Below are 20,984 nucleotides of genomic sequence, written 5' to 3'. Positions count from 1 at the left end.
AATGAAACACGCGCACAGTACGCAACCTGTTATTGCCACAGAAAAAACGCCGGGCGAAGTGATTGTCCTGCCACCGGTACAGGTCCGGCGTCCGACGCCGCCCGTCAGGCGCTGGCTACGTGAAACCGTACAGCGACTCCTGCCACCCCTGCTCGGGCTGGGGCTGCTTTTGCTCTGCTGGCAGCTGGCGGCGATCAACGGCAAGGGCTTTCCGACCCCGCTGAGTACGCTCGATTCCGCGCTGACCCTGTTTGCCGATCCTTTCTATCAGGACGGGCCGAACGACATGGGCATCGGCTGGAACGTGCTGGCCTCGCTGCAACGGGTGGCGGTGGGCTTCGGGTTGGCGGCGCTGGTGGGTATTCCGCTGGGCTTTTTGATCGGCCGCTCGCTGTTCTTTGCCCGCATGTTTAATCCGCTGATTGCGCTGCTGCGTCCGGTCAGTCCGCTGGCGTGGCTGCCTATTGGCCTGCTGCTGTTCCAGAAGGCGGAGCCGGCTTCGAGCTGGACCATTTTTATCTGCTCTATCTGGCCGATGGTGATTAACACCGCCGAAGGCGTACGCCGCATTCCGCAGGATTATCTCAACGTGGCTCGGGTCTTACAGCTTTCGGAGTGGACGGTGATGCGGCGCATTCTCTTCCCGGCGGTGCTGCCCGCGGTGCTGACCGGCGTGCGTCTCTCGATTGGCATTGCCTGGCTGGTGATCGTCGCTGCTGAAATGCTGACCGGCGGTCTGGGGATCGGTTTCTGGATCTGGAACGAATGGAACAACCTCAACGTGGAAAACATCATCATCGCCATCGTCATTATCGGCGTCGTCGGCCTGCTGCTGGAGCAGGGGCTGATGCTGATCGCTCGTCGCTTCAGCTGGCAAGAAAAATAGGGGAGTCGCTATGAAACCATTAATTCAGGTGCAGGCCGTCAGCCAGCGCTTCAATACCGCCAGCGGCGAATTTCTGGCCCTGCAAAACGTCTCTTTCGACATTTATGAAGGGGAGACCGTCAGCCTGATTGGCCACTCAGGATGCGGTAAATCAACGCTGCTGAACCTGATTGCCGGCATTACCTTACCCACGGAAGGCGGGCTGCTGTGCGATAACCGCGAAATCGCCGGACCGGGCCCCGAGCGCGCGGTGGTCTTTCAGAACCACTCCCTGCTGCCGTGGCTGACCTGCTTTGACAATGTGGCGCTGGCGGTTGACCAGGTTTTTCGCCGCACCATGAGCAAAGCCGAGCGCAAGGAGTGGATCGAACACAACCTGGAACGGGTGCAAATGGGCCACGCGCTGCACAAGCGTCCGGGGGAGATCTCCGGCGGCATGAAGCAGCGGGTAGGGATTGCCAGAGCGCTGGCGATGAAGCCGAAGGTGCTGCTGCTGGATGAACCGTTTGGCGCGCTCGACGCCTTGACCCGCGCCCATTTGCAGGATGCGGTGATGCAGATTCAGCAGGCGCTGAACACCACCATCGTGATGATTACCCACGATGTCGATGAAGCGGTGCTGCTCTCTGACCGCGTCATGATGATGACCAACGGCCCGGCGGCGACGGTGGGAGAGATTCTCGCCATCGACCTGCCCCGGCCGCGCAATCGTGTCCAGTTGGCGGATGACAGCCGTTATCACCACCTGCGCCAGCAGATTCTCCATTTCCTCTACGAAAAACAGCCGAAGGCGGCGTAAGGGGCGGCGATGAAGCGGCGACTGGTGATTATCGGCAATGGTATGGCGGCCACCCGGCTGGCGGAGACGCTGGTGGCGCGGGGGGGCGACAAATTTCAGATAGTGATTATCGGGGATGAACCCTGGCAGGCCTATAACCGTATCCAGCTGTCACCGGTACTGGGCGGGGAAAAAACGCTGGCGCAAACGCGGCTGCTGCCAGAGGAGTGGTATCACCAGCACGGCGTAACGGTTCGCCGTGACGAATCGGTGCTGGCGGTGGAGATGTCGACGCGAACGCTGCGCACCACGCGAGGCGAGCTCTGCTGGGATGAGCTGGTTTTCGCCACCGGTTCACAGGCTTTCATCCCGCCGCTGCCCGGTGTGGCGCAGCCGCACGTCTACGCGTTTCGCACCTTTGCCGATGTGGCCGCCATTCTGGCAACCGACGGTCCGGCGGTCGTCATCGGCGGCGGGGTGCTCGGCGTCGAGGCTGCGGCTGCGTTACGACGTCATGGTGACAATGTCACTTTACTGCATCGCGGCGAGCGGCTGATGGAACAGCAAACCGATGCCTTTGCTGGCCAGCAGCTACAGCAACAGCTGGAGGAGCGAGGGATTCAGTGCGTCACGGGCTGCGGGATTGCCGCGATTCGCGAGCATGACGTTGTGCTGGAGGATGGTCGGGCATTTGCCGCCAGTCGCGTGGTGCTGGCGACCGGCGTGCGCCCCAACATTCAGCTGGCGCAGCGTAGCGGCCTGGCGTGTCGGCGCGGCATTGTTGTTGACCGTCAGCTGGCTACAGCGCTGCCGGGGGTTAGCGCCCTTGGCGAATGCTGCGAAATTGACGGTCAGACCTGGGGACTGGTGGCGCCTTGTCTGCGCCAGGCTGAGGTGCTGGCCGGGCGGCTATGCGGCGCGCCGGAGGCGGATTTTCACTGGCAGGATAGCGGTACCCGCCTGAAAGTCACCGGGATCGCGCTGTTCAGCGCCGGCGAGTCGCAGGCCGGTGACCACGATGAGATCTGGACCAGCTGGGACCCGCTGGCCCGCCACTACCGCCGCCTGCTGGTCCGCGACGGCAAGCTACAGGGTGTTTTACTGCTGGGCGACTGCGCAAATGCCGCGCCGCTCACCGTGCTGCTGGCTACCCCCGCGCAGCCAGACTGGCTTTTTGATCCTTCTTCAACGCAGCCGCGCGCTGCAGGTGAATTTTCTATGACAAAACCTGTTTTGGTGCTGGTCGGACACGGCATGGTCGGCCACCATTTTCTTGAGCAATGCGTCAGCCGTAACCTGCATCAACAGTTTCGGATCGTGGTGTTTGGCGAAGAGCGTTACGCCGCCTACGACCGGGTGCATTTATCAGAATATTTCGCCGGCCGTAGCGCGGAGTCGCTGTCGCTGGTGGACGGCGATTTCTTCGCCCGGCACGGCATCGAACTGCGGCTGTCTGAGACGATTGCGGCCATTGACCGCGAAGCGCGGGTGGTACGTGATACCAGCGGGCATGAAACCCATTGGGATAAACTGGTGCTGGCGACCGGCTCGTATCCCTTCGTTCCGCCGGTTCCGGGTCACGATCTGGAGGGCTGTTTCGTCTACCGCACCCTCGATGACCTGGACCGTATTGCCGCCTGCGCCAGCAGCGCAAAACGCGGGGTGGTGATTGGCGGCGGTCTGCTGGGGCTGGAGGCCGCCAACGCGCTCAGGCAGCTGGGGCTGGAAACCCACGTGGTGGAGTTTGCGCCGAATCTGATGGCGGTCCAGCTGGATAGCCAGGGTGCCGCAATGCTGCGGGAGAAAATCCATGATATTGGCGTCGGTGTCCACACCAGCAAGACGACTCAGAGTATTGCGCGCTGTGATGATGGCCTGGTGCTGAACTTCGCCGATGGCGAATCGCTGGCTACCGATATGGTGGTCTTTTCCGCCGGTATTCGTCCGCAGGATACGCTGGCGCGCGGCAGCGGGCTGACGGTGGGAGAACGCGGCGGGATCGTCATCGACAATCAGTGCCGTACCTCCGATCCGCAGGTGCTGGCGATTGGCGAATGCGCCCTGTGGCAGAACAAAATCTATGGTCTGGTGGCGCCGGGCTATCAGATGGCGAGAACGGCGGCGGCAATGCTGGCTGGAGAAGAGGCGAGTTTCAGCGGCGCCGATATGAGCACCAAACTGAAACTGCTGGGGATCGATGTGGCCTCTTTCGGCGACGCCCAGGGGCGTACGCCCGGAAGCCAGAGCTACCAGTGGACCGACGGTCCCGGGCAAATCTACAAGAAAATCGTCGTCAGCCAGGATGGTAAAACGCTGCTGGGCGGGGTGCTGGTGGGCGACGCCAGCGATTACGCCACGCTGCTGCAAATGATGTTGAACGCGATGGCGCTGCCCGCGCGCCCGGAAAGCCTGATTCTGCCGACGCTGGAGGGGAGCACGGCAAAAGCGCTGGGAGTGGCGGCGCTGCCGGACAGCGCGCAGATCTGCTCGTGCCACAACGTCACTAAAGGTGATATCTGCCAGGCGGTCAGCGCTGGCGCCAGCGATATCCCGGCGATAAAAAGCGGTACCCGGGCGGCGACCGGCTGCGGCGGATGCAGCGCGCTGGTCAAGCAGGTGATGGAATATCAGCTCTCGGCGCAGGGCGTTGAAGTGAAAAAAGATATCTGCGAACACTTCCCGTGGTCGCGTCAGGAGATCTACCACCTCGTGCGCGTGAACCATATCCGCACCTTTGATCAGCTGATGAGTCGTTACGGTCAGGGGCATGGCTGCGAAATCTGTAAACCGCTGGTGGCTTCGGTTCTGGCCTCCTGCTGGAATGAGTACCTGCTGAAACCGGCGCATTTGCCGCTCCAGGACACCAATGATCGCTACTTCGCCAATATTCAGAAAGATGGCACCTATTCCGTGGTCCCGCGTATGGCGGCAGGCGAAGTGACGCCGGACGGGCTGATTGCCATCGGACAGATTGCCAAACGCTACCAGCTGTACAGCAAAATTACCGGTGGCCAGCGGATCGATCTGTTTGGCGCCCGGCTCGAAGAGCTGCCGGCTATCTGGCGCGAGCTGGCGGAGGCTGGCTTTGAAACCGGTCACGCCTACGGTAAGTCGCTGCGGACGGTGAAATCCTGCGTCGGCTCGACCTGGTGTCGCTACGGTGTCCAGGACTCGACGGCGCTGGCGGTCACCCTTGAGCATCGATACAAGGGACTGCGTGCGCCGCACAAGATCAAAATGGCGGTCTCCGGCTGTACCCGCGAATGCGCCGAGGCGCAGGGGAAAGATATCGGGGTGATTGCCACGGAAAAAGGCTGGAATCTTTACGTCTGCGGCAACGGCGGTATGAAGCCGCGACATGGCGATCTGTTTGCCAGCGATATCGACGACGCGACGCTGATCCGCACGGTGGACCGCTTGCTGATGTTCTATATCCGCACTGCCGACCGGCTGCAGCGAACCAGTACCTGGATGGATAACCTCGAAGGCGGAATCGACTACCTGCGCGAGGTGATCCTCGAAGACAGCCTTGGGATCGGCGAAGAGCTGGAGCAGGAGATGGCGCGGGTGGTGGCGAGCTACCAGTGCGAATGGCAGACCACGCTGAACGATCCGCAGCGGCTGGCGCTGTTCCGGTCATATGTTAACAGCGATCGACCGGATGACGCCGTGCAGCGGCACATGTTGCGCGGTCAGCCGCAGCCGGTCGCCGCAGCGGTACGCTGCGAAGGTGAGGTGTCGCCCCGTCCATGGCAGGCCATTTGCGATCTGGAGGCCATTCCCGCGCAGGCCGGGATTGGCGCGCGGCTGGGCGAGCGCCAGATTGCGCTGTTTCGTTTTGGTGAACAGGTTTATGCCCTCGACAACCTGGAACCCGGTAGCGACGCCAACGTGCTGTCGCGCGGCATACTGGGCGATGCCGGCGGGGAGCCGATTGTCATTTCGCCGCTGTATAAACACCGTATCCGGCTGCGCGACGGGCGTCCCTGCGATGGCGGTGAACCGATGGTCCGCGCCTGGCCGGTGAGGATCGAAAACGGCACGGTATGGGTAGGGAATCAGCTTCTGCTGGCGCGTGCGGAGGCCTCCTGATGGATGAAATCCGAACGACCTGCCCCTATTGCGGAGTGGGCTGCGGCGTGCTGGCGCGAAAGGAGGAAAATGGCCCGGTCAGCGTGCGCGGCGATGAGCGCCATCCGGCAAACCTGGGACGCCTGTGCGTAAAGGGCGCGGCGCTCGGAGAAACCACCGGCCTTGAGGGGCGATTGCTGAGGCCTGAGCTGGAGGGGGAACCGGTCAGCTGGTCACGGGCGCTGGCGGCCGCCGGCAGCCGACTGCGGCAAATCATTGAGCAGCATGGGCCGCAGGCGGTGGCGTTTTACGCCTCCGGACAGCTGCTCACCGAGGATTACTACGCGGCGAATAAACTGATGAAGGGATTTATCGGCGCCGCCAATATCGATACTAATTCCCGGCTCTGTATGTCCTCGGCGGTGACCGGATACAAGCGCGCCTTTGGCGCCGACGTGGTGCCGTGTAGCTACGAGGATGTGGAAAACAGCGATCTGGTGGTGCTGGTGGGCTCAAATGCCGCCTGGGCGCATCCGGTGCTGTATCAGCGGCTGGTTCAGGCGAAACGTGATAATCCGCAGATGAAAGTGGTGGTGATTGATCCGCGTCGAACCGCCACCTGCGATATCGCCGATAGCCACCTGGCGGTTGCGCCCGGCAGCGATGGCGGGCTGTTTGTCGGCTTACTGCGGGCGATTGCCGAGGCCGACGCGCTGACGGGCGATTTTCGCGACCAGTCGCAGGCGCTGGCCGCCGCAGCAGCCTGGGATACGGCGCAGGTGGCCGAATTCTGCGGGCTGGAGGTGGAGCAGGTCGCCGGGTTCTATCGCGATTTCATCGCCGCGCCGCGAGCGATAACGCTCTACACCATGGGAATCAATCAGTCGGCCAGCGGCAGCGACAAGTGTAATGCCATTATTAACGTCCACCTGGCCTGTGGGAAATACGGCCGTTCGGGCTGCGGGCCGTTTTCGCTGACCGGACAGCCAAATGCGATGGGCGGCCGCGAGGTGGGGGGGCTGGCAACGATGCTGGCCGCCCATATGAATTTTGAGCCGCAGGATCTGCAGCGCCTCGCGCGTTTCTGGGGGACCGAGCGGCTGGCGCAGACGCCGGGGCTGACGGCGGTGGAGCTGTTTGCCGCCATCGGTCGCGGTGAGGTGAAAGCGGTGTGGATTATGGGGACCAACCCGGTGGTGTCGCTGCCGGACAGCCTTGCCGTCAGCCAGGCGCTGGCCGGGTGTCCGTTGGTGATCGTTTCCGATGTGAGCGCCCGGACGGATACGGCAGCATTGGCCCATATTCGTTTCCCGGCGCTGGCGTGGGGAGAAAAAAATGGCACCGTCACCAACTCGGAACGACGTATTTCCCGCCAGCGCAGCTTTCTGCCGCCGCCAGGCGAAGCCAAAGCCGACTGGTGGATAATCGCTCGCATGGCCGAACAGCTCGGCTTTGGCGCGGCCTTTGCCTGGCGCCATCCGCATGAGATTTTTAGCGAGCATGCCGCGCTTTCGGGGTTTGAAAATAACGGCCAGCGGGCGTTCGATATCGGTGGGCTGGCGGATCTCAGCCGTGAGGCGTGGGATAAGCTGGCGCCGGTTCGCTGGCCGGTCAGCCGCAGCGGCGCCGGTCTCGATTTACAGCAGGGCTGGCATGGCGATGGCAAATTGCGCATGGTGCCGGTGACGCCCCAGACCACGCGCGCCGCGACCGACGCCTTTTATCCGCTGATCCTCAATAGCGGCCGCATTCGCGATCAGTGGCATACCATGACCCGTACCGGTAGCGTGCCGCGCCTGATGCAGCATATTGCCGAACCGATCGTGGAGATCGCGCCAGCGGATGCCCGACGCCTGCAGCTAGGCGAGGGAGAACTGGCGCGAATCTGGTCGCGCAATGGGCTGATGGTGGCCAAAACGGTGATCAGCCGCGGGCAGCGCCCCGGCTCGCTGTTTGTGCCGATGCACTGGAATAATCAGTTTGCTCGACGGGGAAGGGTCAACGACCTGCTGTCGGCGATAACGGATCCCTGGTCCGGACAACCGGAGAGCAAACAGGTGGCGGTGGCGATTGCACCCTGGCGCCCCGCCTGGCAGGGGGAGCTGTTTTGTCGCCAGCCGGTTCCGCTGCCCGCGTCGGTCCACTGGCGTCGGCGGGCGACGTCGGGCGTGAGCCATCTCTCTTTAGCCGGAGAACACCATCCGCAGGAATGGTTAACCGACTGGTGTCGTCAGCAGGGGTGGCAGATGCAAACGGCACAGGCCGGGGCGCGATGGAGCCTGCTGGCCTGGCATGAGGGAACGCTGATGTTGGGCTGGTGGAGCCATCTTTGCGAGCCGGAAATCGATGTCGGGTGGATCGCCGACGCGTTTCGCTCTCCGCCGCAGATGCCCTCGCAGCGCCACGCGCTGCTCGGCGGGAAAAAAAGCGGCGAGACGGCCCCTGCGGGGCGGATCGTCTGCAGCTGCTTTAGCATCGGTGAACGGGCCATCAGCGAGGCTATCGCCCGCGGCTGTCGTACGCCCGGCGAGCTGGGGGCGGCGCTTAAATGCGGTACCAACTGCGGCTCTTGTATTCCCGAGCTCAAAGCGTTGCTGGCAGAGGAGCAGACGCGGGCATGAGGTTCGGGTTATTCCTGGAATGGTCATTGGGGCTATGGGAACGGGAAAAAAACGGTAAACTTAAAGACTGTCATCGTCCTTCGTGAGCCAATGTAACCCATTTAATGCCTGTGTCGTACCGCGTGACCCCACTCCTTCCACTACTCTTGCTGCTGGCAGGCCTTCCTGCTCGTGCCCTGCAGGGAAATACGGCGTTCAGTGAAAAGCAGGCGGCGCTGCCGGATCTGGGGATTGCGCCACAGGTGGATGACGACGCCCGGCATTTTGCGGAAATCGCGAAAAAGTTTGGTGAGGCCAGCATGAGCGATAATGGTCTGACGACCGGTGAACAGGCGCGAATGCTGGCCATCGGCAAGCTTGGCAACGAGCTGAGTCATCAGCTGGAAAACTGGCTCTCGCCGTGGGGCAATGCCAATGTCAATCTGCGGGTGGATAAAGAAGGCAACTTCACCGGCAGTCAGGGCAACTGGTTTATCCCGCTGCAGGATAACGGCGATTACCTGACCTGGAATCAGTATTCCGTCACCCAGCGGGAAAACGATCTGGTGGGGAACATTGGTCTGGGACAGCGCTGGCGAAGAGGCGACTGGCTGCTGGGCTATAACTCGTTCTACGACAAAGTGCTGGGTGAGCATATAGCGCGAGGCAGTATTGGTGCCGAAGCCTGGGGCGAATATTTGCGCCTGTCGGCCAACTATTACCATCCCGTCGGCAGCTGGCAGCATGGCGATAGCCTGACGCAGGAACAGCGGATGGCGAGCGGCTACGATGTTACCGCCCAGGCGCGGCTACCGTTCTATCAGCATATTAATACCAGCGTCAGCGTCGAGCAGTACTTTGGCGATAGCGTTGACCTGTTCCATTCCGGGACCGGCTACCGTAACCCGGTGGCGGTGTCGGTGGGGCTGAACTATACCCCCGTGCCGTTAGTGACCATGACGGCAAAACATAAGCAGGGTGAAAGCGGGCTCAGTCAAAACAACGTCGGTCTGAATCTGAACTACCGTTTTGGCGTGCCGCTTAAACAGCAGCTGGCGGCCGATGAGGTGGCGGTCAGCCGCTCCTTGCGCGGCAGTCGTTACGACAGCCCGGAACGCGATAATTTGCCGGTGGTCGAGTATCGTCAGCGTAAATCGCTGTCGGTCTACCTGGCGACGCCGCCGTGGGATTTACAGCCGGGGGAGACGGTGCAACTGAAGCTGCAAATTCGTAGCCTGCACGGGATAAAGTCGCTGAAATGGCAAGGCGATACGCAGTCGCTGAGCTTAACGTCTCCCGTAGATACCAACAGCCCGGACGGCTGGAGCGTGATTCTTCCGGCCTGGAGCAGCGATCCGGGAGCGACCAATCTGTGGCACCTGTCGGTGGTGGTGGAAGATAAAACGGGTCAGCGCGTTTCATCCAATGAGATCGCGCTGGCGCTGACCGAGCCGCTGGTCAAATTCTCGGCCGACGGCGTCACCTGGCGGGATACGCCTTAAAAAATCCGCTCCTGATGTACCCATACCGCCGCTTCAACACGTGATTTTAGCTTCATTTTCTTCAGCATATGCTTAACGTGCACCTTCACGGTACTTTCGGTTATCTCCAGACGACGGGCGATCATTTTGTTCGGCAGCCCCTGGGCGATCAGCTTGAGAATATCCCGCTCGCGCGGCGTCAGCTGGCTGATATCGCGGTCTGACGTGGCGCGGTTGGCGCGCAGGCTGGCTGCCAGCACCGGCGTGAGCGCTTCGCTGAGGACCATCTCGCCCGCCGCGGCCTGCTGCAACGCTTTTAAGAGATCTTCTGGTTCCATGTCTTTCAGCAGGTAGCCGTCAGCGCCGCGTTTGAGAGCGGTGACCACATCTTCTTCGTGGTTAGAGACGCTGAATACCACGATGCGACCGGAGAGCGACTTCTCACGCAGCTTATCGAGGGTTTCCAGACCGTTCATTCCGGGCATGTTGAGATCCAGCAGGATCAGATCGGGGTCCAGCGTCTCCGCGAGGGCGATACCTTGTTCACCGTTGCTGGCCTCGCCAATAACCTGAATATCGCTGGCCATACTGACGAGCTGTTTGACGCCGGTGCGCAGCATCGGATGATCGTCAATGAGAAGGATGGTTGCCCGTTCCTGTTGACTCATAGGGGTCTCCTTATTGGATTGAAAACGATTTTTCCGGGATAAAAGTGACGACCACCTCGGTACCGCCGTTTTCCCGGCGACGAACCTGACAGTCTCCGCGCAAACTCTGGGCGCGATCCCGCATGATAATTAAGCCGTAATGGTTGCTTCGTTCCGCCTGATCGGGCACGCCGCGGCCGTTGTCTGCAACCACCAGCCGTACCTGGTTGTCCCGCAGTGAGACGGTGACGGTCACTTCGGTCGCCTGTGCGTGCTTCAGCGCATTACTCAGCGCCTCACGAGCGATTTGCAGGACGTGAATAGCCTGATGCGACGGGACAAAGCGCGGCGGTAGCTGGTAATCAAGCTGGACGGTAAAGCCAAAATGGGCGCTGTACTCCTGGCAGCTGGACTCCAGCGCCGGGCGCAGTCCCGCTTCGGTTAATTGCAGGCGGAAGGTCGTCAGCAGTTCACGCAGCTGGGCCCATGACGTATTCAGCTCATTGCGAATCTGGCCCAGCAGCTGACGGCTCTCTTCCGGCAGATTTTCGCCCTGCATTTGTAAACAGCTGACCTGCATTTTCATACAGGAGAGCGATTGGGCGATGGAGTCGTGCAGCTCGCGGGCGATGGTGGCGCGTTCCTCCATCACGATCAGCTGCTGCTGATGCTCCTGGTGCCTGTCGAGGGCCAGCGTGGAGGTCAGTTGTTCGACTAACGTATCCACCAGCTGCTGCTGATCGTGGCTCAGGTGACGTCCTGCGGGCAGCGTCGCCAGCAGGATCCCGTACTGGTTATGGGCATCGGACAGCCGCCATTTCAATGTGGCGCCGGCATCCGGCAGCGGCGGCAGATTGCGAGGACATAAATAGCAGCCTTTGTCATCGCACTCTAAATCTGAGTGGCAGACGAATTCCTGATGATTGTCCTCATCTTCGAAGTCATACACCCGCACCTCAATATCGCGCAGCAGCGTCAGCCCCTGCAGGCCGTTGAGCACCGGTGAAATACGCTCACAAAGCGGGGCGCTGGAGTGCAGACGACGATTGGCCTGCCACAAAAAGGCGAGGATTTCATTTTTCTGCTCCAGCCCGGCGGTTTTTTCCTGCACCCGTCGTTCGAGCACTGAATAGCTTTCCGCCAGCTCTTTTGACATGTTGTTAAGCGCCATACCGAGGCTGGCCATCTCATTACGACCGCTGATATGGACGCGTTGGGTAAAATCACGATGGCTGACCGCCCGGGCCATGGCCAGCAGCTGTTTCCACGGGCGCAGCAGACGGGCCCGCAGCCAGACGATAGTGAACAAAAACAGCAGCGCCATGCCGATGGCCATCACCCGCTGCATCCAGACGACGTAGCGGATGCGCTGCTCGGTGGTGTGATCAAAAGAGGTGACCAGGTGGTCTATCCGGTCGACAAAGCTGGCGACGTCCGTGGCGACGGTAGCCTGATTCTGCGCGTGTTTCATCCCCGGCGCCAGTTCCAGCTGCCAGTACTGCTGAAGCGCTTTAAGCTGGCCATCCTGGCCGTCTCGGAGGGCGGCATTCTGCAGCTCTTCGCTGAAGACGGTGGCGTTCATTTCGTCGAGCAGCTTGCTATCGCTCGCGTTGAGCGGGATTGCCGCCAGCAGACGGTAGCTTTGCATTCTCAGCGAACCGGCCTTATTGATCGCGTGCGCGCTGCCCTGTACGCCGTGTACCAGACGGGCAGAGATACCGATTCCTGCGACGCCAATCGCTGTCGATAGCAGCACGATTAACGCCAGTTGATTCACTAACGTAAGCGGGGTAAAAAGACGTTTTAACATAGCGTGCGTGGCTCCTGACCGGCAAACCATCCGGGAGTGGCGTCTATTCTCGGATATCCCATGGAGTATACCCATACCCATAAGGGATTACCCCTTAATTGTCGGTGGTGGGTAGGTTTGCGGGAGGCGATGGCTTAAACCCGGCAGCCATGTGAAAAACCACACTTTTTTTAGCGAAAATGGCTACTCACTTCGGGTGATGGGCTTTTTTTAAGCAATTTAATGACCACTTTTCCTTTGATTTATATCAACTTACCGCCCTCTGTAACCCCTAATGTAGCGGCAGGATATATGAATAATCAGAGGTATTTATGAGTCAATCTTCCCTACCGGAGAAGGCCAGTACTTCAGTCATCACCGACTGGCGTCCTGAAGATCCCGAGTTCTGGCAGCAGCGCGGCCACCGCGTTGCAAGCCGGAATTTATGGATCTCCGTTCCCTGTCTGTTGCTGGCGTTTTGCGTCTGGATGTTGTTCAGCGCGGTGGCGGTCAATCTGAATAAGGTCGGCTTCCAGTTCACGACCGACCAGCTGTTTATGTTGACCGCGCTGCCGGCACTCTCCGGGGCGTTATTGCGTGTTCCCTATGCCTTTATGGTGCCGCTGTTTGGTGGCCGTCGCTGGACCGCCTTCAGTACCGGGATCATGATTGTCCCCTGCGTATGGCTGGGTTTCGCGGTGCAGGATACCTCTACGCCGTTCAGCGTCTTTGTGATTATCTCTCTGCTTTGCGGTTTTGCCGGGGCCAACTTTGCTTCCAGCATGGCCAACATCAGCTTCTTCTTCCCGAAGCAGAAGCAGGGCGGCGCCCTCGGTCTTAACGGCGGCCTTGGCAATATGGGCGTCAGCGTGATGCAGCTGGTTGCACCGCTGGTGGTTTCGCTGTCTATTTTCGCCGTCTTTGGCGGTACGGGCAGCGAGCAGCCGGATGGTTCGATGCTGTATCTGGAAAACGCGGCGTGGATCTGGGTGCCGTTCCTGATTATCTTCACCCTGGCGGCGTGGTTCTTTATGAACGACCTGTCGGCCTCGAAGGCATCGTTGAGCGAGCAGTTGCCGGTGCTGAAGCGCGCCCATCTGTGGGTCATGGCGCTGCTCTATCTGGCCACTTTTGGCTCATTTATCGGCTTCTCGGCGGGCTTTGCGATGCTGTCGAAAACCCAGTTCCCGGATGTGCAGATTCTGCACTTTGCCTTCTTCGGGCCGTTTATCGGCGCGCTGGCGCGTTCGATGGGCGGGGCTATCTCTGACCGTCTGGGCGGTACCCGCGTCACGCTGGTGAACTTTGTGGTGATGGCTATCTTCAGCGGCCTGCTGTTCCTGACGCTGCCAACGAATGGTGTCGGCGGTAACTTCATTGCCTTCTTCGGCGTGTTTATGGTGCTGTTCCTGACGGCCGGTCTGGGCAGCGCGTCTACCTTCCAGATGATTTCGGTAATCTTCCGTAAAATGACCATGGAACGCGTAAAAGCGCAGGGCGGTAATGAAGAGCAGGCGATGCGTGAAGCCGCAACGGATACGGCGGCAGCGCTGGGCTTTATCTCTGCCATCGGCGCTATCGGCGGGTTCTTTATTCCGAAAGCGTTTGGTATTTCTCTGGAACTGACCGGTTCTCCGGCAGGCGCCATGAAGATCTTTTTCGTCTTCTATGTTGCCTGCGTGCTGATTACCTGGGCGGTTTACGGTCGTAAACAGAAGTCTTAAGCCCTCTTTGTTTGCTCACAGGGCGCAATGCATATTGCGCCCTTTTTTATGTCGTCAGGAGTGAGGTCAACCCGCCGACAGGAGTATCTACCCCTTAATACCCCGGTGAACGCCGCAGGCGTACAATAACCGCTCGTTTTTTATTAAAATCCTTAAAAAACATAAAGATAAAAAATAGAAAATGCTACCACTTCGGTGGTATTCACCGCTTGAGGGGCTATTTATAAGCCCTATCGCATTGATCGTTATCAATTCTCTCCCTCTTTCATAGCGTTACCTTCGCTGCAAATCCAGCAATGTCGATTTATCAGAGAGCCGTCAGGCTCCAAACAGGAGAAACCCGATGAGTAAATTCCTGGACCGGTTTCGCTACTTCAAACAGAAGGGTGAAACCTTTGCCGATGGGCATGGCCAGCTTCTAAACACCAACCGGGACTGGGAGGATGGATACCGCCAGCGCTGGCAGCATGACAAAATTGTGCGCTCCACTCACGGGGTAAACTGCACCGGCTCATGCAGCTGGAAGATTTACGTTAAAAACGGTCTCGTCACCTGGGAAACCCAGCAGACCGACTATCCGCGTACTCGCCCGGATATGCCGAACCACGAGCCTCGCGGCTGCCCGCGCGGCGCCAGCTACTCCTGGTATCTCTACAGCGCCAACCGTCTGAAGTATCCGCTGATGCGCAAACGGCTGATGAAAATGTGGCGCGAAGCGAAAGCGCAGCATGCCGATCCGGTGCATGCCTGGGCTTCCATTATTGAAGATGCCGATAAAGCCAAAAGCTTCAAACAGGCGCGTGGGCGCGGCGGTTTCGTCCGTTCCTCCTGGCAGGAAGTGAATGAGCTGATCGCGGCTTCTAACGTCTACACCGTCAAAACCTACGGTCCGGACCGCGTGGCTGGCTTCTCGCCAATCCCGGCGATGTCGATGGTCTCCTATGCCTCCGGCGCACGCTATCTGTCGCTGATTGGCGGCACCTGTCTGAGCTTCTATGACTGGTACTGCGACCTGCCGCCGGCCTCCCCGCAGACCTGGGGTGAGCAGACCGACGTCCCGGAATCAGCCGACTGGTATAACTCCAGCTACATTATCGCCTGGGGCTCTAACGTACCGCAGACCCGTACGCCGGATGCGCACTTCTTCACCGAAGTTCGCTATAAAGGCACCAAGACCGTGGCGATTACCCCGGACTACGCCGAAATCGCCAAGCTCTGCGACCTGTGGCTGGCGCCGAAGCAGGGCACCGATGCGGCGATGGCGCTGGCGATGGGCCACGTCATGCTCCGTGAATTCCATCTCGATAAACCGAGCCAGTATTTCACCGACTACGTTCGCCGTTACAGCGATATGCCGATGTTGGTGATGCTGGAAGAGCGAGACGGTTATTACGCCGCGGGCCGCATGCTGCGCGCTGCCGACCTGGTGGATGGTCTGGGCCAGGAGGAGCATCCGGAATGGAAAACCGTCGCCTTTGATGAAAAAGGTGAAATGATGGCGCCGAACGGCTCTATCGGCTATCGCTGGGGTGAAAAAGGGAAATGGAACCTTGAGCAGCGTAACGGTACCACCGGCGAAGAGGTTGAACTGCGCCTGAGCCTGCTCGGCAGCCACGACGATGTTGCGCAGGTTGGCTTCCCGTACTTTGGCGGTGACGGCACCGAACACTTCGCCAGCGTCGAACTGGAAAATATTCTGCTGCATAAGCTGCCGGTGAAACGTCTGCAGCTGGCGGATGGCACCACCGCGCTGGTGACCACCGTGTACGACCTGACCATGGCCAACTACGGTCTGGATCGCGGCCTCAACGATGAAAACTGCGCAACCAGCTACGACGATATTAAAGCCTATACGCCGGCATGGGCGGAAAAAATCACCGGCGTCTCCCGCGCGCACATCATTCGTACCGCGCGTGAATTTGCCGATAACGCCGATAAGACCCATGGTCGTTCGATGATTATTGTCGGTGCCGGTCTGAACCACTGGTACCACCTTGATATGAACTACCGTGGTCTGATCAACATGCTGGTCTTCTGCGGCTGCGTGGGGCAGAGCGGTGGCGGTTGGGCGCACTACGTGGGCCAGGAAAAACTGCGTCCGCAGACCGGCTGGCAGCCGCTGGCGTTTGCGCTCGACTGGCAGCGTCCGGCGCGTCACATGAACAGTACCTCTTACTTCTATAACCACTCCAGCCAGTGGCGTTATGAAACCGTCACCGCGCAGGAACTGCTGTCGCCGCTGGCGGACAAGTCGCGCTACAGCGGCCACATGCTGGACTTCAACGTGCGCGCTGAACGCATGGGCTGGTTACCGTCGGCGCCTCAGCTGGGCATCAACCCGCTGCGCATTGCCGATGCGGCGAAAAAAGCCGGTATGAGCGCGGTGGATTACACCGTTAAGTCCCTGAAAGAAGGCTCGATTCGCTTTGCGGCGGAGCAGCCGGAAAACGGCAAAAACCATCCGCGTAACCTGTTTATCTGGCGTTCCAACCTGCTGGGCTCCTCCGGTAAAGGCCACGAGTACATGCTGAAGTACCTGCTGGGTACCGAGCACGGTATTCAGGGGCTGGATCTGGGCAAGCAGGGCGGCGTGAAGCCGGAAGAGGTGGAGTGGCGGGATAACGGCCTCGACGGCAAACTGGATCTGGTGGTGACGCTGGACTTCCGCCTGTCGAGCACCTGTCTCTATTCTGACATCGTCCTGCCGACCGCCACCTGGTATGAAAAAGACGACATGAATACGTCGGATATGCATCCGTTTATTCACCCGCTGTCTGCCGCCGTTGACCCGGCCTGGGAATCGAAAAGTGACTGGGAAATCTACAAAGGCATCGCGAGGAAATTCTCCGAAGTCTGCGTGGGACATCTGGGGAAAGAAACCGACGTGGTCACGCTGCCTATTCAGCACGACTCCGCCGCCGAACTGGCGCAGCCGCTGGATGTGAAGGACTGGAAAAAAGGCGAGTGCGACCTGATCCCCGGTAAAACCGCGCCGCATATCATTGCGGTTGAGCGCGACTACCCGGCAACCTATGAACGCTTCACCTCTATCGGCCCGCTGATGGAGAAAATCGGTAACGGGGGCAAAGGCATCGCCTGGAACACCCAGAGCGAAATGGACCTGCTGCGTAAGCTCAACTACACCAAGGCGGACGGCCCGGCGAAAGGTCAGCCGATGCTGGATACGGCGATTGACGCGGCAGAAATGATCCTCACGCTGGCGCCGGAAACCAATGGCCAGGTGGCGGTGAAAGCCTGGGCGGCGCTCAGCGAATTTACCGGTCGCGATCATACCCACCTGGCGCTCAACAAAGAAGACGAGAAGATCCGCTTCCGTGATATTCAGGCGCAGCCGCGCAAGATTATCTCCAGCCCGACCTGGTCTGGCCTGGAAGACGAGCATGTCTCCTACAACGCCGGTTATACCAACGTTCATGAGCTGATTCCGTGGCGTACGCTTTCTGGTCGACAGTCCCTCTATCAGGATCATCAGTGGATGCGCGACTTCGGTGAAAGCCTGCTGGTGTACCGGCCGCCGATCGACACCCGCTCGGTGAAATCGGTGATGGGAGAGAAGTCCAACGGCAACCCGGAGAAGGCGCTGAACTTCCTCACGCCGCACCAGAAATGGGGTATTCACTCCACTTACAGCGACAACCTGCTGATGCTGACATTAGGTCGCGGTGGGCCGGTCGTCTGGATGAGCGAAGAAGATGCCAAAGAGATTGGGGTTGAAGACAACGACTGGATTGAAGTTTTCAACAACAACGGCGCGCTGACCGCCCGAGCGGTAGTGAGCCAGCGTGTACCGGCCGGGATGACCATGATGTATCACGCGCAGGAACGTATCGTAAACCTGCCGGGTTCAGAAATTACCGGGCAGCGCGGCGGTATTCATAACTCGGTGACGCGTATTACGCCGAAACCGACCCATATGATCGGTGGCTATGCGCACCTGGCGTATGGCTTTAACTACTATGGCACCGTCGGTTCTAACCGCGATGAGTTCGTGGTAGTCCGCAAAATGAAGAACATTAACTGGCTGGATGGCGAAGGCAATGACCAGGTACAGGAGAGCGTAAAATGAAAATTCGTTCACAAGTCGGCATGGTGCTGAATCTCGATAAATGCATCGGCTGTCATACCTGCTCAGTGACCTGCAAAAACGTCTGGACCAGCCGTGAAGGGACCGAGTACGCGTGGTTCAACAACGTTGAAACCAAGCCAGGCACCGGCTTCCCGACCAACTGGGAAGATCAGGAGAAATGGAAGGGCGGCTGGATCCGTAAGATCAACGGTAAGCTGGTACCGCGTATGGGTAACAAAGCGCTGCTGCTGGGTAAAATCTTTGCTAACCCGCATCTACCGGGTCTGGACGATTATTACGAGCCGTTTGATTTTGACTACCAGACGCTGCACAACGCGCCGGCAGACAGCAAGGCGCAGCCCATCGCCCGCCCGCGCTCGCTGATTACCGGTCAGCGGATGGACAAGATCGAGAAAGGCCCGAACTGGGAAGACGATCTGGGCGGTGAGTTCGAGAAACTGTCGAAAGACAAAAACTTCGAGAACATGCAGAAAGCGATGTACGGCCAGTTTGAAAACACTTTCATGATGTATCTGCCGCGCCTGTGCGAACACTGCCTCAACCCGGCGTGCGTGGCGACGTGCCCGAGCGGCGCTATCTACAAACGCGAAGAAGACGGCATTGTGCTGATCGATCAGGACAAATGCCGCGGCTGGCGAATGTGTATTACCGGCTGCCCGTACAAGAAGATCTACTTTAACTGGAAGAGCGGCAAATCCGAGAAATGTATCTTCTGCTACCCGCGTATTGAAGCGGGTCAGCCGACGGTCTGCTCTGAGACATGCGTCGGTCGTATTCGTTACCTTGGCGTGCTGCTGTATGACGCGGATGCCATCGAAACGGCGGCAAGCACCGAGAACGAAAAAGATCTGTACCAGCGTCAACTGGATGTCTTCCTCGATCCGCACGATCCGAAAGTGATTGAGCAGGCGCAGAAAGACGGTATTCCGCTGAGCGTAATTGATGCGGCGCAAAAATCGCCGGTCTATAAAATGGCGATGGACTGGAAGCTGGCGCTGCCGTTGCACCCGGAATATCGCACGCTGCCGATGGTCTGGTATGTGCCGCCGCTGTCGCCGATCCAGTCCGCCGCCGATGCGGGGGAACTGGGCAGCAACGGCATCCTGCCGGATGTCGAAAGTCTGCGCATCCCGGTCCAGTATCTGGCCAACCTGCTGACCGCAGGCGATACCGAGCCGGTTCTGTTGGCGTTGAAACGCATGCTGGCGATGCGTCATTTCAAACGTACGGAAACCGTCGATGGCGTCATCGATACGCGGGCGCTGGAAGAGGTCGGGCTGACCGAAGCGCAGGCGCAGGAGATGTACCGCTATCTGGCGATTGCGAACTACGAAGACCGTTTCGTGGTGCCGAGCAGCCATCGTGAACTGGCGCGCGAAGCCTTTCCGGAGAAAAACGGCTGCGGCTTTAGCTTCGGTGACGGCTGCCACGGGTCTGATTCGTCCTTCAACCTGTTCAACAGCCGCCGCATCGATGCCGTGGATGTGACCAGCAAAACGGAGCCGCACGCATGATCGAACTTGTGGTTGTTTCACGTCTGCTTGAGTACCCGGATGCGGACTTATGGCAGCATCAGAACGAACTCTTCGACGTTCTGGCTACGTCAGAGAAACTGGAAAAAGCGGATGCCCAGGCCCTGGGCGTCTTCCTGCGTGATTTAACCGCGCAGGATCTGCTGGATGCGCAGGCCGCCTATAGCGAACTGTTTGACCGGGGGCGCGCTACCTCGCTGCTGCTGTTTGAGCACGTGCACGGCGAATCTCGCGATCGCGGGCAGGCGATGGTCGATCTGTTGAATCAGTATGAGCAGCACGGTCTGGTGCTCGACAGCCGCGAGCTGCCCGATCATCTGCCGCTGTATCTGGAATATCTCGCGCAGCTGCCGGAGAGTGAAGCCATTGGCGGTCTGCAGGATATCGCGCCGATTCTGGCGCTGCTTTGCGCGCGTCTGCAGCAGCGTGAAAGCCGCTATGCCGTTCTGTTTGAACAGCTGCTGAAGCTGGCAAACAGTGCGGTAGATGAAGCGAAGGTGGCGGAAAAAATCGCCGATGAAGCGCGCGACGATACGCCGCAGGCGCTGGATGCCGTCTGGGAAGAAGAACAGGTGAAATTCTTTGCCGATCAAGGCTGCGGTGAGTCCGATATCGCCGCTCACCAGCGTCGTTTTGCCGGAGCCGTGGCCCCGCAATATTTGAATATCTCTAACGGAGGACAGCAATAATGCACTTCCTGAATATGTTCTTCTTTGACATCTATCCGTACATTGCCGGAGCGGTGTTCCTGATAGGGAGCTGGCTGCGCTACGATTACGGACAGTACACCTGGCGCGCCGCCTCCAGTCAGATGCTGGATCGCAAAGGGATGAATCTGGCGTCCAACCTGTTCCACATCGGGATTCTGGGCATTTTCGCCGGACACTTCCTTGGGATGCTGACGCCGCACTGGATGTATGAAGCGTGGCTGCCGCTGGAAGTGAAGCAGAAAATGGCGATGTTTGCCGGCGGCGCGTCCGGCGTGATGTGTCTGGTGGGGGGCGTGCTGTTGCTGAAACGTCGTCTGTTCAGCCCGCGCGTACGGGCAACCACGACCGGTGCGGATATTCTGGTGCTCTCCGTGCTGATTCTTCAGTGTGCGCTGGGCCTGCTGACCATTCCGTTTTCGGCCCAGCATATGGACGGCAGCGAAATGATGAAGCTGGTGAACTGGGCACAGTCGGTGGTGACGTTCCACGGCGGCGCATCCGCGCATCTGGACGGCGTCGCCTTTATTTTCCGTATGCACCTGGTGCTGGGGATGACGCTGTTCCTGCTGTTCCCGTTCTCCCGTCTGGTACATATCTGGAGCGTGCCGGTAGAATACCTGACGCGCAGATATCAGATAGTCCGCGCCCGTCGCTAATA

12 protein-coding genes are annotated in these 20,984 nt (G+C 59.5%); 10 read left to right on the top strand and 2 right to left on the bottom strand.

What is annotated here, in order from left to right; all coding sequences use genetic code 11:
- The first annotated feature begins 1 nt into the window (after nucleotide 1).
- From ntrB to MC50_RS24295, 5 genes are all read left to right on the top strand, one after another.
- The gene (ntrB, locus tag MC50_RS24315; RefSeq protein WP_004863487.1) at nucleotides 2-886 is read left to right on the top strand and encodes a nitrate ABC transporter permease; all 885 of its coding nucleotides are present in this window, start codon (nucleotides 2-4) and stop codon (nucleotides 884-886) included.
- A gap of 10 nt (nucleotides 887-896) precedes the next feature.
- Nucleotides 897-1,685, top strand: a complete 789-nt coding sequence (locus MC50_RS24310; RefSeq protein ID WP_047665141.1) for an ABC transporter ATP-binding protein — start codon at nucleotides 897-899, stop codon at nucleotides 1,683-1,685.
- Between the two features lie 9 nt (nucleotides 1,686-1,694).
- The gene (nirB, locus tag MC50_RS24305) at nucleotides 1,695-5,756 is read left to right on the top strand and encodes a nitrite reductase large subunit NirB (protein ID WP_080748459.1); all 4,062 of its coding nucleotides are present in this window, start codon (nucleotides 1,695-1,697) and stop codon (nucleotides 5,754-5,756) included.
- Complete coding sequence (locus tag MC50_RS24300; protein WP_047665138.1) at nucleotides 5,756-8,356, top strand: nitrate reductase; 2,601 nt, start codon at nucleotides 5,756-5,758, stop codon at nucleotides 8,354-8,356. The genes nirB and MC50_RS24300 overlap by 1 nt, the downstream gene beginning before the upstream one ends.
- A 104-nt stretch (nucleotides 8,357-8,460) precedes the next feature.
- Nucleotides 8,461-9,837 (top strand): YchO/YchP family invasin, encoded by a 1,377-nt coding sequence (locus tag MC50_RS24295; RefSeq protein ID WP_047665135.1) that lies wholly within the window; start codon nucleotides 8,461-8,463, stop codon nucleotides 9,835-9,837.
- Here the strand turns inward: MC50_RS24295 and narL are convergent.
- Both narL and narX read right to left on the bottom strand, forming a co-directional pair.
- Complete coding sequence (narL, locus tag MC50_RS24290) at nucleotides 9,834-10,484, bottom strand: two-component system response regulator NarL (RefSeq protein WP_004863467.1); 651 nt, start codon at nucleotides 10,482-10,484, stop codon at nucleotides 9,834-9,836. The two genes, MC50_RS24295 and narL, sit on opposite strands and share 4 nt — an antisense overlap.
- A 10-nt stretch (nucleotides 10,485-10,494) precedes the next feature.
- Nucleotides 10,495-12,273 carry a nitrate/nitrite two-component system sensor histidine kinase NarX gene (narX, locus tag MC50_RS24285; protein ID WP_032687110.1) on the bottom strand — a complete coding sequence of 593 codons (1,779 nt, stop codon included), beginning with the start codon at nucleotides 12,271-12,273 and terminating at the stop codon, nucleotides 10,495-10,497.
- A gap of 311 nt (nucleotides 12,274-12,584) precedes the next feature.
- Between narX and MC50_RS24280 the strand changes: the two genes are divergently transcribed.
- From MC50_RS24280 to narI, 5 genes are all read left to right on the top strand, one after another.
- Nucleotides 12,585-13,976, top strand: coding sequence for a NarK family nitrate/nitrite MFS transporter (locus MC50_RS24280; protein WP_032687111.1), 1,392 nt, complete (start codon nucleotides 12,585-12,587; stop codon nucleotides 13,974-13,976).
- 343 nt (nucleotides 13,977-14,319) lie between these two features.
- Nucleotides 14,320-18,063 (top strand): nitrate reductase subunit alpha, encoded by a 3,744-nt coding sequence (locus MC50_RS24275; protein WP_032697393.1) that lies wholly within the window; start codon nucleotides 14,320-14,322, stop codon nucleotides 18,061-18,063.
- Nucleotides 18,060-19,598 carry a nitrate reductase subunit beta gene (narH, locus tag MC50_RS24270; RefSeq protein WP_032687113.1) on the top strand — a complete coding sequence of 513 codons (1,539 nt, stop codon included), beginning with the start codon at nucleotides 18,060-18,062 and terminating at the stop codon, nucleotides 19,596-19,598. The genes MC50_RS24275 and narH overlap by 4 nt, the downstream gene beginning before the upstream one ends.
- A complete protein-coding gene (gene narJ / locus MC50_RS24265) occupies nucleotides 19,595-20,305 on the top strand; it encodes a nitrate reductase molybdenum cofactor assembly chaperone (RefSeq protein ID WP_032697392.1) in 711 nt (236 codons plus the stop codon). Before narH ends, narJ begins: the two co-directional genes overlap by 4 nt.
- Nucleotides 20,305-20,982: a respiratory nitrate reductase subunit gamma gene (gene narI, locus MC50_RS24260; RefSeq protein WP_004863445.1), complete on the top strand. Its 678-nt coding sequence runs from the start codon at nucleotides 20,305-20,307 to the stop codon at nucleotides 20,980-20,982. The genes narJ and narI overlap by 1 nt, the downstream gene beginning before the upstream one ends.
- Nucleotides 20,983-20,984 lie beyond the last annotated feature (2 nt).

It is taken from the genome of Klebsiella planticola (assembly GCF_000783935.2).
In the GTDB taxonomy this organism is placed as follows: Bacteria; Pseudomonadota; Gammaproteobacteria; order Enterobacterales; family Enterobacteriaceae; genus Klebsiella; species Klebsiella planticola.
Note: the sequence above shows the minus strand (reverse complement) of the source record. Positions and strands in the feature narration are given on the sequence as shown.

What these genes read in the sequence shown, in the direction of transcription:
- MC50_RS24295 (WP_047665135.1), top strand. Translation starts at nt 8,461, where the DNA reads ATGCCTGTGTCGTACCGCGTGACCCCACTCCTTCCACTACTCTTGCTG.
- MC50_RS24280 (WP_032687111.1), top strand. Translation starts at nt 12,585, where the DNA reads ATGAGTCAATCTTCCCTACCGGAGAAGGCCAGTACTTCAGTCATCACC.
- narX (WP_032687110.1), bottom strand. Translation starts at nt 12,273, where the DNA reads ATGTTAAAACGTCTTTTTACCCCGCTTACGTTAGTGAATCAACTGGCG.
- MC50_RS24310 (WP_047665141.1), top strand. Translation starts at nt 897, where the DNA reads ATGAAACCATTAATTCAGGTGCAGGCCGTCAGCCAGCGCTTCAATACC.
- narL (WP_004863467.1), bottom strand. Translation starts at nt 10,484, where the DNA reads ATGAGTCAACAGGAACGGGCAACCATCCTTCTCATTGACGATCATCCG.
- narH (WP_032687113.1), top strand. Translation starts at nt 18,060, where the DNA reads ATGAAAATTCGTTCACAAGTCGGCATGGTGCTGAATCTCGATAAATGC.
- narJ (WP_032697392.1), top strand. Translation starts at nt 19,595, where the DNA reads ATGATCGAACTTGTGGTTGTTTCACGTCTGCTTGAGTACCCGGATGCG.
- MC50_RS24300 (WP_047665138.1), top strand. Translation starts at nt 5,756, where the DNA reads ATGGATGAAATCCGAACGACCTGCCCCTATTGCGGAGTGGGCTGCGGC.
- ntrB (WP_004863487.1), top strand. Translation starts at nt 2, where the DNA reads ATGAAACACGCGCACAGTACGCAACCTGTTATTGCCACAGAAAAAACG.
- narI (WP_004863445.1), top strand. Translation starts at nt 20,305, where the DNA reads ATGCACTTCCTGAATATGTTCTTCTTTGACATCTATCCGTACATTGCC.
- nirB (WP_080748459.1), top strand. Translation starts at nt 1,695, where the DNA reads ATGAAGCGGCGACTGGTGATTATCGGCAATGGTATGGCGGCCACCCGG.
- MC50_RS24275 (WP_032697393.1), top strand. Translation starts at nt 14,320, where the DNA reads ATGAGTAAATTCCTGGACCGGTTTCGCTACTTCAAACAGAAGGGTGAA.